At 59.0% G+C, this 14588-nt stretch carries 15 protein-coding genes, 1 tRNA gene and 1 pseudogene; 9 read left to right on the forward strand and 8 right to left on the reverse strand.

What is annotated here, in order from left to right; genetic code table 11:
• Nucleotides 1-276 precede the first annotated feature (276 nt).
• Nucleotides 277-582, forward strand: a complete 306-nt coding sequence (locus BQ8482_RS12460) for a hypothetical protein (protein ID WP_123147910.1) — start codon at nucleotides 277-279, stop codon at nucleotides 580-582.
• Between the two features lie 47 nt (nucleotides 583-629).
• Here BQ8482_RS12460 and BQ8482_RS12465 read toward each other — a convergent pair whose 3' ends face one another.
• On the reverse strand, nucleotides 630-1064 hold the full coding sequence (locus tag BQ8482_RS12465; protein ID WP_123147911.1) for a DoxX family protein: 435 nt from the start codon (nucleotides 1062-1064) through the stop codon (nucleotides 630-632).
• A 274-nt stretch (nucleotides 1065-1338) separates the two neighbouring features.
• Nucleotides 1339-2091, reverse strand: coding sequence for a tryptophan 2,3-dioxygenase family protein (locus BQ8482_RS12470; RefSeq protein WP_123147912.1), 753 nt, complete (start codon nucleotides 2089-2091; stop codon nucleotides 1339-1341).
• Nucleotides 2092-2251: 160 nt separating this feature from the next.
• Between BQ8482_RS12470 and BQ8482_RS12475 the strand changes: the two genes are divergently transcribed.
• Nucleotides 2252-2722 carry an Lrp/AsnC family transcriptional regulator gene (locus tag BQ8482_RS12475; protein ID WP_123147913.1) on the forward strand — a complete coding sequence of 157 codons (471 nt, stop codon included), beginning with the start codon at nucleotides 2252-2254 and terminating at the stop codon, nucleotides 2720-2722.
• Between the two features lie 28 nt (nucleotides 2723-2750).
• Here the strand turns inward: BQ8482_RS12475 and BQ8482_RS37665 are convergent, their stop codons facing one another.
• Complete coding sequence (locus BQ8482_RS37665) at nucleotides 2751-3377, reverse strand: hypothetical protein (RefSeq protein ID WP_133254754.1); 627 nt, start codon at nucleotides 3375-3377, stop codon at nucleotides 2751-2753.
• A 53-nt stretch (nucleotides 3378-3430) separates the two neighbouring features.
• A complete protein-coding gene (locus tag BQ8482_RS12480) occupies nucleotides 3431-3904 on the reverse strand; it encodes an Lrp/AsnC family transcriptional regulator (RefSeq protein WP_123147965.1) in 474 nt (157 codons plus the stop codon).
• A gap of 111 nt (nucleotides 3905-4015) precedes the next feature.
• Between BQ8482_RS12480 and BQ8482_RS12485 the strand changes: the two genes are divergently transcribed.
• Nucleotides 4016-4573 carry an RBBP9/YdeN family alpha/beta hydrolase gene (locus BQ8482_RS12485; protein ID WP_123147914.1) on the forward strand — a complete coding sequence of 186 codons (558 nt, stop codon included), beginning with the start codon at nucleotides 4016-4018 and terminating at the stop codon, nucleotides 4571-4573.
• An 828-nt stretch (nucleotides 4574-5401) separates the two neighbouring features.
• On the opposite strand, the gene BQ8482_RS12490 is transcribed toward BQ8482_RS12485, so the two are convergent.
• Nucleotides 5402-5788 carry an ester cyclase gene (locus BQ8482_RS12490; protein ID WP_123147915.1) on the reverse strand — a complete coding sequence of 129 codons (387 nt, stop codon included), beginning with the start codon at nucleotides 5786-5788 and terminating at the stop codon, nucleotides 5402-5404.
• 126 nt (nucleotides 5789-5914) lie between these two features.
• Here BQ8482_RS12490 and BQ8482_RS12495 point away from each other — a divergent pair.
• The 3 genes from BQ8482_RS12495 (at nucleotide 5915) to BQ8482_RS12505 (ending at nucleotide 8245) form a co-directional block, all read left to right on the forward strand.
• A tRNA-Gln gene (locus tag BQ8482_RS12495) sits at nucleotides 5915-5988 on the forward strand.
• A 1065-nt stretch (nucleotides 5989-7053) separates the two neighbouring features.
• A complete protein-coding gene (locus tag BQ8482_RS12500) occupies nucleotides 7054-7914 on the forward strand; it encodes a LuxR C-terminal-related transcriptional regulator (protein WP_123147916.1) in 861 nt (286 codons plus the stop codon).
• 34 nt (nucleotides 7915-7948) lie between these two features.
• A complete protein-coding gene (locus BQ8482_RS12505; RefSeq protein WP_208867664.1) occupies nucleotides 7949-8245 on the forward strand; it encodes a hypothetical protein in 297 nt (98 codons plus the stop codon).
• 327 nt (nucleotides 8246-8572) lie between these two features.
• On the opposite strand, the pseudogene BQ8482_RS12510 reads toward BQ8482_RS12505, so the two are convergent.
• Together BQ8482_RS12510 and BQ8482_RS38090 are read right to left on the reverse strand one after the other, a co-directional pair.
• Nucleotides 8573-8935: pseudogene (locus tag BQ8482_RS12510) on the reverse strand (transposase); the annotation flags it as partial.
• Between the two features lie 361 nt (nucleotides 8936-9296).
• The gene (locus BQ8482_RS38090; protein ID WP_165848539.1) at nucleotides 9297-9758 is read right to left on the reverse strand and encodes a hypothetical protein; all 462 of its coding nucleotides are present in this window, start codon (nucleotides 9756-9758) and stop codon (nucleotides 9297-9299) included.
• Here BQ8482_RS38090 and BQ8482_RS12515 point away from each other — a divergent pair.
• The 3 genes from BQ8482_RS12515 (at nucleotide 9739) to BQ8482_RS12525 (ending at nucleotide 14144) form a co-directional block, all read left to right on the forward strand.
• A complete protein-coding gene (locus tag BQ8482_RS12515; protein ID WP_165848540.1) occupies nucleotides 9739-10614 on the forward strand; it encodes a right-handed parallel beta-helix repeat-containing protein in 876 nt (291 codons plus the stop codon). The two genes, BQ8482_RS38090 and BQ8482_RS12515, sit on opposite strands and share 20 nt — an antisense overlap.
• Nucleotides 10615-10831: 217 nt before the next feature.
• A complete protein-coding gene (locus BQ8482_RS12520; protein WP_123147919.1) occupies nucleotides 10832-12625 on the forward strand; it encodes a type I secretion system permease/ATPase in 1794 nt (597 codons plus the stop codon).
• A 265-nt stretch (nucleotides 12626-12890) separates the two neighbouring features.
• The gene (locus BQ8482_RS12525; RefSeq protein ID WP_123147920.1) at nucleotides 12891-14144 is read left to right on the forward strand and encodes an HlyD family type I secretion periplasmic adaptor subunit; all 1254 of its coding nucleotides are present in this window, start codon (nucleotides 12891-12893) and stop codon (nucleotides 14142-14144) included.
• Between the two features lie 200 nt (nucleotides 14145-14344).
• Here BQ8482_RS12525 and BQ8482_RS12530 read toward each other — a convergent pair whose 3' ends face one another.
• On the reverse strand, nucleotides 14345-14572 hold the full coding sequence (locus BQ8482_RS12530; protein ID WP_123147921.1) for a hypothetical protein: 228 nt from the start codon (nucleotides 14570-14572) through the stop codon (nucleotides 14345-14347).
• Nucleotides 14573-14588 lie beyond the last annotated feature (16 nt).

Here is a 14588-nt window from a genome sequence, read left to right on the forward strand (position 1 = left end):
GTGGGGGAGATGTCCGGCAGGACAGAGGGGGGCGCTGTCCCGCCGACATTCATCCAAGCAAGCGAAAGATGGTCCAAAAACTAAAAACCCGCCTCGGCGGGCGGGTCATTGGCGCAAATCAGCACCATGACTATATTCCTAGCATAGCTGCCGTCACAAAGCAAGCGAAATCTCGTGGGCGGGCTTAAAATTCGGCCGCGCGCCGCGATATGGTGCAGCTGTCTGGATCGGAACCGGCGTTCGCGCGTTTGCAATTTTGCCAATGGGAGCAAAGCCATGAATGTCGCCAATCTGCAACTCGAAGGCCTGCTGATGGCCGTCGCATCGATCAATCAGGTCCTTGTCCGCAAGGGCGTGCTCACGGTTGAGGAGATCGACATCGCCTTGCGCAGGGCCGAAGCCAGCGAGACCAACGAGGAACGGTCCGAAGGCATGTCGGCGTCGAGCCGCGATGCCGTCAACTTCCCGATCCGGCTTCTGGAACTGGCCAATCAGTGTCAGCCGGAGGCGGACATGCCGTCGTTCTCGAAACTAGCCCGCATGGTCGGCCAGATGAAGGAACCCTACAACGACCAGATGTGACGCCCCTTCCCCGCATCAAAGATGGTGGGCCGACCGAAGGTTCGGGATCAGCTTGCAGACCCAAGCTTCAGCGCCAGCACATTGCCCGGCCCGTGCACCGCGGCAAACAAGAGCCCGGCCAGGAAGGTGAAATGATCGACGAAGAAGCCGAACTCGGCCTGGTTGCCGGCCCAGTGCGACGGCCCGTGGAAGGCAAAACCGAGGAAGATGACGTAAACGGCGGCTACGAGCGCGGCCGGTGTGAAAAAAGCGCCGGTCAGGAAGCACAGCACCAGCACCACTTCGAGCAGGGCCGCGCACCAGGCCAGAAACAGCGGGAACGGAAATCCGGCGGCGGCGATGTAGCCCGCGGTGGCGCCCATGTCGATGAACTTGAAGGTCACCGCCATCACGAAGACGGCCGCGAAGATCAGGCGGCCAATGAGGATTGCCGCGGTTTGCCACGGCGTTTGAACCGGTGATTGAGCTGATTCCAACGACATGATGTCCTCCGGGGTTGCGACGGGTTTCGCCCCAAGGACGATACACCAGCCGCAAACCCGACAATCATCCCCGAGAACCCTGGCTGGGATCAGCGACCCGTGGGCATGCCTTTGCAGGACTTGGGTTCCTCGCCCCCACGAAAGTGGGGGAGAGGTGGCGCGGCGAAGCCGCGACGGAGAGGGGGACTGCGCCCGCAATGAAAGACCCCTCTCTCCGTCCGCTTCGCGGCCACCTATCCCCCGCTTCGCACGGGCGAGGAATCCAAGCCTAGGACTATCCTACCTTCGCCTCCGGGTGGCTGATCGAATCCCGCACCGTCCCATACTGGCTGCCCCAGCGGTCGGTCATGTCGCAGCGTATGTCCCACAGCTCCGGGAAGAAGCGATGAAGGGCGCCGGCCTGCAGCAGTTCGACCGGCCGGCCCTTCAGCGATTTAGAGCCCAGCCCGATCGAGCGGTGGATGAGGTAGAGATGGTTGGCGCGGAACTTCTGGAACAGCTCGTCGAATTCGATCAGCGCCTCGGCGACGACATAGCTGTCGCCGTGATCATAGCTGATATCGTAGACATCCTCGACCGAGAGCCCGCGACCATCGAGATAGGACGCCTGGAAGGCGCGCCACAGGTCCGGCGGCATGCGCAGCAAGAGCTTGAAGCCTGGCGATTCTTGGCCGCTGCCATTGCCGAGCTGCAGGCGAATCTCCTGGTATTCCTTGGGCGACATGGTTTCGAGCAGGTCGAGCTGCGCCGTCACCATGCGCATCAGCCGATGCACGCGCCCCATCAGCGTGACGACGCGATGCGTGTTCTGCTGTTCGAGAAAGTCTACGACATCGACCAGCGTGTAGGTGATGAGCTTCATCCACAGCTCCTCGACCTGATGGACGATCTGGAACTGCAGCTCGTCGGCATTCACCATCTCGGCCAGCGGCTTCTGGCAGGCGAGAAGCTTGTCGCATTGGAGGTAGACGCCGTAGTCGCGCATCTCGGGCGCTTCGATGCGGGCATAATAATCCGGCTTGTGCATGGCAGCTGCTCCTTTGCCCGGCCCGTCGGTTCAGGGCTTCCGTTCGGTCCGAGCCTGGAGAATAAGCGCTTTTGGCTTGCACATTGTTCCATTCTGTTATTCAAATGGCGAAAATCGAAGGACGAAAGCCCACTGATGGAGCCATTTTGGAGAACGTTTGATGTTGGACTCCCTCGACCGGAAGATCGTCGCAGCGCTGGAACGCGACGCGCGTACCTCCTTCGCGGTGCTCGCCGACGAGGTCGGCTTAAGCAAGACGCCGTGCTGGAAGCGGGTCAAGGCGCTGGAGGACGCCGGCATCATCCGCGGCTACTCGACACGGATCGACCCGGCAAAGCTCGGCTTCGGCATCGAAGCCTTCATCCAGGTGTCGATCGATTTCGAGCTTTCCGAAGCCTTCGAGGCCGCAGTCCAGGCGCACCCGCTGATCCGGCGCTGCCACGCCACGACAGGCGAGGCCGACTATCTCCTGCAGATCGTGACCGTCGACATGATGGCGCTGGACAGGATGCTGCGCGTCGAGCTCAGCCGCCTGCCCGGCGTACGCCGCACGATCACGTCGATGGCCATGCGCGAGATCAAGGGTGACATTTCTTTCGCCAATGCCGTAGGTCATACACAGAAGCGATAGCGCTCCATCAGCCCCCGCGACGCCTCCCCTAATAAAATCCTTCCAGTAATTTCTTTTCGGAACACTGTATGTGGGTGTCAGGTGGGCTCATCGACGTTTCACTTATGCCAGAAGAGTCCATTTTCTTCAGCAATTCGCCAAAGCAAATGTCAAAATTATCCACACCGGAATCCACATCGGAATCCAGAGAGGGTTTTCTGCAAACTTCAAATGACGGGTCGTAATATTTGCTTTCCTTGTTTGAAATTAGATGTTGAACGTAGGCCTCCACTATCATCAATGGCAAGATTAAAGATTCTCTTTCATATTCACTTTCTATTTTGTATAGCGCATTCAAGCTAAGAATTTGCCCATTCCGATGAGCCAGAGCCGCGAACCTAAATGCGATTTCGCTGTTCTCAAGATCGCTGGCTGGCTGCCAAGGATGTTCACCTTGAAAGGCAAGAGCAGATAAAATCAAATAGGAATTTATTTTATTGTTATTACGGTTTTCCCAAAACAAATGCCAAACGCCATGGCAGTCATTATCATCGAATTTTTCCATTTTTGCATTGATAGTCTCAAAAGTCACTTCAGACTTTGACTTGGCAGGCAGGCACGCCATAGCTGATGCTGCGACCAGAGTGGCGGCCACAAGAACACGTTTCGCAAACATCCTTCTCACCGCTCGATCCTCCCTGTGTCGCGTTGGCCGGTGACCGTACCCGGTCATGGCCTCGCCATCAATTCCCGCCCCAGCCGTTTCGGTTGCTCGGCGCGCAGCACCACATTTGTCGTCACCGCGCCGTAGCGGCCGATTGTGTCGACGATGCTTTCAAGGTCGGGCGGCGACGGGACCACGACTTTGACCAGAAAACAATCCTCGCCGGTCACCCGCAGCACTTCGATCACCTCAGGCAATTGCGCGAATTTCTTCAGGCAGGCCTGGATGTGCTCATGCGTGGTGCGCAAGCGGATGACGGCCATGGTGCCGAGCCCGAGTGCTGCCGGATCGATCACCGCCTTGTAGCCGGCAATGATGCCGCGTTCCTCCAGCCGCTTGACCCGCTCCGAGGTGGCGGGCTGGGACAGGCCGACGCGCCGGCCGAGCTCCGAAATGCCGATCCGGCCGTCCTCCTGCAGGGCTTCGATGATCGCCACATCGGTGGGATCAAGTTTTGGACGATAAATGCCGTTCTGCATGAAAACCTTCAATCCATCGGAATTCGCCGCACTTTTGCGATGATCTCTCATTCCACCGACCGAGGAAAGGCCTAGAATCCGGCGAGTATTGCAGGAGAAACAAGGCTTCCCATGACTGACTTCATCATCGTGCCGGGCATTGGCGGGTCGGGCGACGCCCATTGGCAGACCCGGTGGCAGCAGGCGAACCCGGCCATGCGGCGGTTCACGCCGGCGAGCTGGGACCTGCCGGATTTCAACGACTGGGTCGCTGCTTTGGAAACTGCGGTGTCCGAGGTCAAGACACCGCCCGTGCTCGTCGCTCACAGCCTCGGCTGCCTGCTGGTCGCGCACTGGCAGCGCATCTCGGGCCGCGACGTCAGCGGTGCATTCCTGGTCGCGGTTCCCGATCCGGCGGCGTCAGCCTTTCCCTCTGTCGCGCACCGCTTCGCCGGCACCCCGCAACAGCGGCTTCGCTTTCCCTCGCTGGTCGTTGCCAGCACCAACGATCCCTATGGCTCGATGGACTCTGTCAGGGCCAAAGCCGGCCAATGGGGCAGCGAACTGCATGTCGCCGGACCGCTCGGCCACATCAATGGCGACAGCGGCCTCGGCGAATGGACAACAGGAATGGAACTGCTGCGGGCCTTCATGGAACAGACGGGAGGCGGCCAAGGCTTGCTTCGCTAAGGTGAGTGATCCAGCGGACGCTCGCTTCCTAAGACCGCAGCCGGCCTGGGCGCGCAAAGTCCGGGCTAGTAGACGATAGACGATGATTTGCGCAAGGCGGCGAAGCTGAAGCGCTCTGTCCGCTGAGTGCGGCGAGGCCCCTCGCTCTCTGCTGTTCGGCGTCAGCTTTCCGCTTCGGGCAGTCCTCGTAGTCATGGTCGCGCCCGCCGCAATAAGCGCAGCATTTTGCAGGGATATCGGGGCGAAACATCGTCATGCATTGAAATGCACGTGGCGCCGGTCTGGTTGCGTGGCACCGTTACTTTTCGCTTACATTAGGGATTTGGGTGCTAAATCCGAGGCTTAAGAGACTGTTTCGAAATTCGCTCTGGCGAGACATATGGTGGTGGTTTCGAGAACCGGAGCGCAGCGGACATTAGAGCGCTGCGCGTCCAATTGGACGCGCAAAGGACGCTCTAACACTTTGCATGTGCGCATGATCCTTTCCGGGAAACCGAAATCGGTTTCCGGGGTCATGCGCTGGTCCGTGAGCACCGGACGCGCCGGAAGCGCCATCAGATGGCCGCCAGAGTAGAGTTTCCAAACAGTCTCTAAGGCGTGTAGCCCAGCGCGGCCAGGGCCGACAGCCCTGCAACCAGGCCAATTGCAATAACAATGCCGAAATGCCGTTCCAGGAATTTGCGCCCCTGCCAGTCGTATCGCATATCTGAAACTCCGCCGCGTAATCTGGGGCAGCGTGTTCAGGCGTCAAGGCCGGGTCCTTGACAGGCGGTAGACAGGCAGCTGCCATTGTTCATATCGTGTTCATATCGGAACGTGGACGACACGCTAAAGCTGAGCTTCGATAGCCGCCTTGTCTATAACAGACCATACTTGTACAATCTTTTTGTCCCGAAATTCATAGATAACATTCTCGGCAAAGGAAACTCTTCTCCCGCTTACAGGGAGGCCGAGGAATGTTCCTTTCGGGGTACAATCGAAGTCAAGCCGGCTCGCTATATAAGGCGGATCGGAAATCAGCATCCGGACGTTGAAATAAAGGTCCGGGATTTCAGCAAAGTCTGTCTCCAGCATTTCGCGATAACCTGATAAGCCGAGCCGCCGGCCGTTGTGGATCACCTCATCATCAACGAACTGTCCCAGCTTCTCCCAGTCCTGCTTATTCAGGCAGGCAATGTAGTCTCTGTAGACGTCGGAGAGCTCGGTTTTAATCATCGCGACTGACCCTATCTTCTAACGGGACCTGCTGCAAAGACGGTATTCTCGCGCTCACGCAGATGACGGCATGAAGCGGCTTCATGCGCGGATGAGAAAGTGTTAGACAGCGTCCACTTCCTCTATTCCCGCTTCGTCTAATGGTAGGACAGCGCCCTTTGAAGGCGTGAATCGTGGTTCGAGTCCATGAGCGGGAACCAGTAATTTCAATAACTTAGATAATTTTCTCGCCAACTGTCCAATATTTGGCCTATAATCGCCGAGGTGGGCACAGGGAGCGGGCTATTCGCTTACCTGCAAAGAACAGGGGGCGGCGCACCTCGTACGGTTGTTTTAGTAGGGTTCCTGCGACTATCGGCAGGTCCACGCGATATGGATGCGACATGGGGGAACCGCAATGGGCGCAATCGAAGACGTTCGAAAATGGCTGGCCGACATGCCTCTCTGGCGGGAACTCGGGCAGATGCCGGATCGGGTCGCGGCGATCGAGGCCCGCATGGCTGCGATGGAGGATCGCCTAAAAACTAGACCAGGGGAAACCTACCCCAAATGCGGCGAGCACACCATGAGGCTTTCTCACAGCGGACGAGTGACTGGCTCTGCGGCAAACAGGAACGAAACGACGTTTTTCGAACGCCGAATGCAGTCACCAAGAACACCGGATAGTGCGCCTATGAAAAGCCCGCGCCCGTGAGGCAGCGGACTGGTCGTGCGCGGCCTGGCGGGGCCGTGATATATCTCGACCACGCGGTATCCGCATCGGGCTTGCGGTGAAGGGCAGGCCGAGCGGAACTCGGCCTCGTTCGTGTTGAGCAATATGCAAAAAGGTCCGATCATCATGACCGACGGCGACACGGCCTATCGCGCGACGAGAGCGTGCTGCCGAATAAGTGCAGGTGCCTGACACACTGCGGCAGACCTGACCACGCCAACCTCCACCTTCAGCAATCCTCGTCTATCGTTGCAATCGCCGAAGGCACTACCCGATCGTCGTTCGACTACCAGCGGCTTGAGATGGCTAAGCCGTGCCATCCCTGCGTCTTCAGGCAGATTGCCTAGCTTGACGTCGGTTTGCGGCGAATATTTACCGAAAAAGCAACCTATGTTAGAGACTGCTTATAAATAGACCTTACACTGCCCAACCTGTTCTCGCCAAGGAGGGAGTGAGGAACTGCAAGAGACTCAAACCGAGGGCATCGAGTGCGGTTGGCGCGTGGAGTGCTCTACTCGACGCGTGTACCTCAATCGCGCCGGAGCGAGAGGCAATGATGACAAGACAATCCTTTGTAACAGTACTTGTCGGGCCGAGCGAGTTACTCCGAGAAGGCCTTAGTCGAATCCTGGATGCGGCAAAGTTTCGGGTCCTTTTCTCTGCGGCTTGTGTTCACGATCTTCTGCAGAAGCCGCTAGCCCAGCACCGGTCCATCTTGCTCATCATAGATGTCGGCGGTACTGATGCGGATGCTGAATTCGCACAAATTGCAGAATTCAAAGCGATTTATCCGACCAGCCATGTCGTCGCGCTAGCCGATCACTGTCGATCGACCGATATAGTTTCAGCTTTTCGTGCGGGGGCAGACGGGTATTTGATAAAAGTCGCTCCTTACGACACCTTCATCAAAGCTCTCGAATTGGTTATGCTAGGGCAGACGGTGTTACCTGCCGAAACTTCAACGGCTATTCAAGAAATAAGGCATGATCTGAAACCTGACGCGGTAGCTGATGAGTTAACAAAGGTGGTTGTTAACGTGGAGCATGAGGATCAAGAACTATCAATTTTGTCAAATCGGGAAAACTGTATTCTACGCCGCTTAATCGAAGGGGAGTCTAACAAAGCCATCGCGCGCGAGATCAACATTGCCGAAGCTACGGTGAAGGTACACGTCAAGGCCATCCTCCGAAAGATCCGGGTCCGCAACCGCACACAGGCTGCAGTTTGGGCGATGAACCATGGCATGCTTACTCCCGCATCTGGCAATGCCCCGTCGGGGAGCGAAAAGATGGCAACTCAGCCGTCTCACAATATATCATCACTCGGGCTGGTGCATTCGCTTTTGCCAAAGCTTCGCCCTGATATGAGCCTCCGCTATCAAGAACCATACGCTCAAATCCCCCGGCGATGGTAGCGAGCGGTGGAGACGGCATCGCAGGGGCCATGAGGTGGAGGGCTTTATCAAAGTGGGCAAAGCAAAAATTACTTCTGGATTTTCGTTCAGCGAAGTGCGGATCGGAACGGTCGAGGGCGGAGAATCGGGGGTTCTGGTGTGGAAATGCGACCAACTGGTGGCGGTCCTCACCCAGATCGACGAGGAAGCCTACTCGACGAAAGGCAAATGGTTTCTCGAGACGGGATTCGGGCTGCTAAGCGGGCAGCACAAGAATTTCGATACGATGGAGGAGGCAATAAGATGGGTTGGCAGATACACCTTCCCCGAGCCTGCTTACACTGCAGATTGAGCGACCGTTCCGAGGCAATTGATCCGAAGATGATCACGTCCGTTGAAGTGCGGCGGGCTGCTCATCTTTGCCCGGACACTTTAGGCGCAACTGGTCCATTCCAGGATCCCCGAATGCGGAGACGATGATCCCGGAATACTTTGCCAGATATCTCTGCGAGTTCAATGACCGCCTTGGCACCAATCGCCAATTTGTCATCGTCATAAATCAGAGGTGCGCCGCGTTGCGCCGTTGCACCTTCGACCGTCACGCCAGTCGTGCCTTTGCCAAAACTCCAATGGCAAAGATTGACGCCAAACGGCTGCTAATAATACCAACGAGCGGTGATCATGACCGATGCGCCCATTCGCGGAGTCCGATGGACATGATCTTCCACGGCTGGTCGACGAGCTTGTTCCTTGCGGCGCAGCAATGGGTGACGATGTCGTCGTAGTCCTTGAAGATACGGTTGGAGAGCCAGTTGTCGCGCATGAACTGCCAGACGTTTTCGACTGAGTTCAGTTCCGGTGAGCGCGGCGGCAGGAACATCAGGGTGATGTTGTCCGGCACCTTCGGTTTCGGAGTCACATGCCATCCGGCCTGATCGAGGATGAGCACCGCATACGCGCCGTCGTCGACGCTCCGGCTGATCTCGGCGAGGTGCTCCCGCATCGCCTCGGTATCGCAATAGGGCAGGACAAGGCCCCGCCCGAGTTCAGGATAGCTCTCGTAGATCACCTGTTTCGAGCCGTGCCGGACTGTGTTGGTAACGCTCATGCTGTGTTGGCCGACTAGCATGCATGACCTTGTCTCCTGCTGCTCGGGGGTAGGGTCACGCGTGATCCGAGTACTAGGCGACGTTTGCAATCCGACGTAGGCGCAGGCTTGAACGCAGCGCCGATCGCCCGGGAGAGTCTCAGTATAGCCCTATCCACGCCGCATTCTGGTCATGAAGGTTAGCATTATACCCCCAGACGAAATTTCTGGTTGTATAAGCGGAGTTTCGTTAAGACGATAAATTATCGTTTATTGTCGATGGGTGTCCTTCGAGATACTTATAGTGGTTAATATTTTAACTGGAGAAACACATGAAGTCGATGAATTCCGATAAGGGAATACTGTGGAAGCACTCGGAAGGGTGGAAACACTCGGAAGGGTTGAACAACTCACGCGCGACGACGGAGACAGCCGCGTCGAGCCCGACCTCGACCGTGACGACCGAGGCTCCCACTTCCACCGCTTCCGCGTCGACGGCATCCACGGCTCCCACGTCGACGGAGACAGCCGCGTCGAGCCCGACCTCGACCGTGACGACCGAGGCTCCCACTTCCACTGCTTCCGCGTCGACGGCATCCACGGCTCCCACGTCGACGGAGACAGCCGCGTCGAGCCCGACCTCGACCGTGACGACCGAGGCTCCCACTTCCACGGCTTCCACGCCGACGGCATCCACGCAGCCGGCGCAAGGTCTTACCCACACCACCACACCGATCCAATCGGAGTACGATGGCCAGGTGATTGAAAATCTTGACATCTACGTCACCAACGGGGACGCGGTCACGATTACGCACGACAATGTCATCCTGCGCAATTGTCGTATTCATCACGTCGAGGGCGACGGGGTGACGGTGTCGGGCGCAACCGGCGTCACCATCGAGAACACCGAGGTCATCAACGCCGACCCGCCGGCGGGAATCGACGCCGAGACGAGCCCGAACATCAACAACATCAACGCAGAAAACGCCGCGAACCTGACCGTTCAAAACACCACGGTGCGGGAAGGCTCGACCGGCATCTATCTCCTGAACTCGCCCGGCGCGGATCTTTCGAACGTCGATGGCTACAACTTCCATGGCCCGATGCCGCGCGGTCAGTTCGTCCAGTTCAACAACTCGGGCAATAGTTCGCTGACCGACTTCTATGCCGTCAACGAAGCCGGCAGTTCGCATCCTGAGGACATCGTCTCGGTCTATGGCAGCCCGAATACGACGATCTCTAACGGGGTGATCGACGGTAACAACTCCGTGACCGGCGTCGGCGTCATGTTCGAGAACGCATCAACCGGCGGCAGGGTGCAGAACGTTGACGCCATCCATCAGGGCAATGGCGCGTTCTCGTCCTACGCGAGCGATGTCACCTTCGATGACACGAGGTCGTTCGACGGTATCAACGAGGACCAGGGCCGCGGGCTGTCCTCGTCGAATGGACTGATCTGGAATGTCAGCTCCGGCGGGGTCAGCGTCCTGAACTCGAGCTACACCAACCCTGGCAATCCCAACAACATCATTTGGGACAAGTCAAAGGCGGTCGTAGCCGACGTGCACGAGGATGCCGCCGCCACCCCAATGGCACACATCGATAACCAGTTCGCCTGGGACTACGCAGTCTGAACGGGCGGCGCAACCGGCTGCTGCAGCCGGTTGCGCCCCACTTCAGCACGGTGAGATGGGGCAGGGCTCGCGCTCGGACCAACTCGGCGGGTGGTTCCGTCGGGGGATTTTTGCATGAGACCTCGCCTGCCCTGCCGCCTTCCTCTCTCGTGAACAGAGGCCTGAAGATGGCCAGGTTAGAGCGCCCTGCGACCGCTTCACTGGATTCGGATAATAGATGACAAATTTCTCCTTGCACGTGCCCTCGCCGCTGGCGGTGGCCTTGCGCAAGATCCGTCCGGGCCTCTGCGCGGCCGGCGGGCTCTCGCTCTTCATCAATCTTCTCATGTTCGTGTCTCCGCTCTACACGATGCAAATTTATGATCGCGTCCTAACGAGCCGTAATGCCGTCACGCTCGTCATTATTTCGGTGATCGTGGGCGTGTTGCTGATGACCTATGGGGCCCTCGAACATTATCGGGCTCGTATCCTCCAGCAGGCTGGCGTGCGGTTCGATCGGCTCTTGTCCGGTCCCGCCTTCGAGGCGGCGCTTTCCTCGGCGCTGCGTGCCCGCGGATCGAATCATGCACAGACCCTGCGCGATCTCGACCTCATGCGCGACATTCTTTCGGGCGGCGTCATCATGGCGCTGATGGACGCGCCCTGGGCTCCGATCTACATCGTGATCTGCTTCCTACTTCACCCGTTGATCGGCCTTGTGGCCCTCGTCGGCGCGTTGGCGATAGTGACGATCGCACTCGTAAATGAGCGAGCGACGAAGGGCTTGCTCTTGCGAGCCTCGCTCACGAACACTCGCGCGATCGACAGGCTGGGCTCCTCGCTGCGCAATGCAGAGGCAATTCGGGGGCTCGGGATGGGGCCCGCTATCCGGTCATGGTGCACCGGAATCCGCGAGGAAGCGCTAGGTTACTCCGTCAGCGCGGGCGAGCGCGGCGGCACACTTCTTGCGTTGTCCAAGTTTCTGCGCATGGCCATTCAAACGGCCATGATGGGCATCGGTGCGTACCTGGCTATTAACCAGGAAATCTCCGGGGGCGTCCTGTTTGCGGCGTCGCTTATCATGGGTCGGGCACTTGCCCCGATTGAGATCATGGTGGCGCAATGGAAAAGTATCGTGTCCGCGCGCAGCGCCCATGCGCGCCTGGAACGCATATTCGAGGAGAACCCGCCCATTGCAGGACGCGTGCGTCTGCCTGACGTCAGGGGTACGGTTTCCGTCGAGAACCTTTTCGTCCTCGCCCCCGGTACGAACACGCCGGTCGTCATGGGCGCGACGTTCACGCTGAAGGCGGGAGAGGTCGTCGCCCTCGTCGGGTCATCGGGCTCGGGCAAATCCTCGCTCGCGCGTGCGCTTGTGGGTGCGTGGCCGCCGGCGCAAGGATGCGTGCGACTCGATGGCAACGATTTGCGCCATTACGATCCGGACCAACTCGGCACCGCGCTCGGCTACCTGCCCCAGGATATTGAGCTGTTCTCCGGTTGCGTGCGCGACAACATTGCGCGCTTCCGAGCTGACGCGGCCGATGCGCAGGTGACCGAGGCGGCAACACACGCCTCTGCGCACGAGATGATCCAGCGCCTCCCCAACGGGTATATGACCGACATCGGGGAGGATGGAGTCGGACTGTCGGGTGGGCAGCGGCAGCGGGTCGGTCTCGCGCGCGCCCTGTTTGGCAAGCCGAGCTTCGTCGTGCTCGATGAGCCTGATGCCAATTTGGACAGCGATGGCAATCGCGCACTGATCCGGGCAATCGAAGGGTTGCGGAGAGACGGAAAGACCGTTGTGATCGTGACCCACAGGCCGAACCTCCTGTCGGCGGTGGATCGAATGATCATCATGCAGGAAGGACGAATAGCGCAGATGGGCAGTCGTGACCAGTTGCTGCCGTCGCTCGTCGGCCCGAACGTAGCGCCGGCACCGCGGCGGCCCGTCTGGGATGGAGGGCGCGCCGGACCGCCGGCGTCAGATCCAGCGCACTCTCTCCTCCGCCGGACACGCGTCGATGCATAACGAGTCGAAACCAATGATAATGCCTGACACCTCGAAAAGGACTGCAATCATAGCACGGGTTCGCGGGCTCCCGACGCGGACGGCCCGCTCGACTCCTGCCTCCGCTTGTACAAGCGCGGTGGGGCCGACACTTTCCGCGCTCTTGCGTGCAGGACGGGTGACTCGAGCTAGCTTCCCGCAGATTTTCGCGCCGTTAGATTTTGCCGGCTCAGACCACAAGCCGGCGCACGCAAACCTCTCCGGCGACTGGCGCAAGCCCGCGCGGATGGGCTTTGGCATCGTCGTGCTGACCTTCGGCATCCTCGGCGGGTGGGCCTCTCTGGCCAGCCTCGACAGCGCGGTGGTCGCTTCGGGTACAGTTGTGGTCGAAACCGACCGCAAGGCGGTTCAGCACCTTGCGGGCGGTATCGTGCGTGATATTCTCGTCTCGCCCAACGCACATGTGACCGAGGGTCAGGTGCTCGTGCGCCTTGATCTCACCGAGGCGCAGGCGCAGGGCGAAATCGCGAGGTCCGCCGTCTTCTCGCTGCTTGCCGAGCAGGCACGGCTGCAGGCGGAACTGGACGGAGCCGAAATGGTCACTTTCCCGCGCGAACTCACGCTAGGGAACGCCCCCCTGGCCCAGCGCGCGATGGAAGACCAGTTGCGACTGTTCAACAAGCGCCGCTTGGCCCGTACGAACGAGATTCCCATCTTGCAGGAGCGCATCGCCCAGTCCGAACGGAAGATCGAGGCCGTGCAATCCCAAAGCGAGGCTGTCCGTTTGCAGATCGAAAGTATCACAGAAGAGCACGACATGCTGGCGCCCTTAGCCCATAAAGGCATCATTCTGGGCACGCGGCTGACCGCGCTCAAACGGCAGCAGGCCGATCTCCAAGGTCAGCTTGGTGCCTTCCTTGCCGGAATAGCGGGCGAGCGCCACACTATCGGCGAGGCGCGACTCCAGATCGAGCAAGTCGGGCGCGAGGCCATCGAAGAGGTCTCGGCACAGTTTGCCGAGACCAGTGCCAAGCTCGCCGACGCCGGCGAAAAGCTGCACGTTGCAGATGACGTGCTCAACCGCACCGAAATACGCGCACCGCGGTCCGGGCGCGTTGTCGGCTTAAAGGTACACACGATAGGAGCCGTGGTTCGCCCCGGCGAAACCTTGATGGAGATCGTCCCTGATGACGACACTCTGATCGTCTCAGCGAAGATGTCGCCGGTCGACATCAACAATGTTGCCGAGGGCCTTCCTGCCGAGATCCGACTGCCTTCGTTCAAGGCTCGCTCGACGCCGGTCGCGATCGGCGAGGTGCAGACCGTTGCCGCGGACGCGCTCCATGACGAAGTGACTCGTGAGCCCTACTACGAGTTGAAAGTTTCCGTGCAGGTCTCTCAGTTCCCCGAACAGGTCCGCGAGAAACTTAGGCCCGGCATGCCGGCGGAGGTGATCGTTGCTACCGGCGAGCGGACCGTGCTGTCCTACTTGACGCAACCGCTGACGGACGCGTTCCGTCTCGGCATGCGCGAAAACTGAGCCTTTGCCGGGCTGCTGGCATCCCTGCGGTCGACCCCTTCCTTAGACGGGGTCGGGGTAGACCGCAGAGACGCGGCAATATGGCAGGATCGATGACCGCTGGGGCAAAGATCGGGCGAAGCGCGCTTCCGTTTCCACGGCCGCCTCAACCGGGTATTAGGCGTCTATCCGGATTAGCCAGAATGACCAAAGAAACCATTCTAACGCTTGCGGCCAGGAGAGCGTTTCTTGCTGCCCCATCCATGTCCGGGACGTGCGCCATGCGATGCGGCAATAGCTTGCGAGTTCAAGCTCGTGCCAAGCAACAGAGCAATGGATGGAGGTGTTACAACAGCAAAACGCCCGGCATTCTTTAGAAATTCACGACGTGCCTGTTCTTCCGGGACAAGTTTATCGGTCTTTCCTTTGGAATATTTCCCGCTCTTCATCAAACGTACTCCCAGG

It is taken from the genome of Mesorhizobium delmotii (assembly GCF_900149755.1).
GTDB classification, from domain to species: Bacteria; Pseudomonadota; Alphaproteobacteria; order Rhizobiales; family Rhizobiaceae; genus Mesorhizobium; species Mesorhizobium delmotii.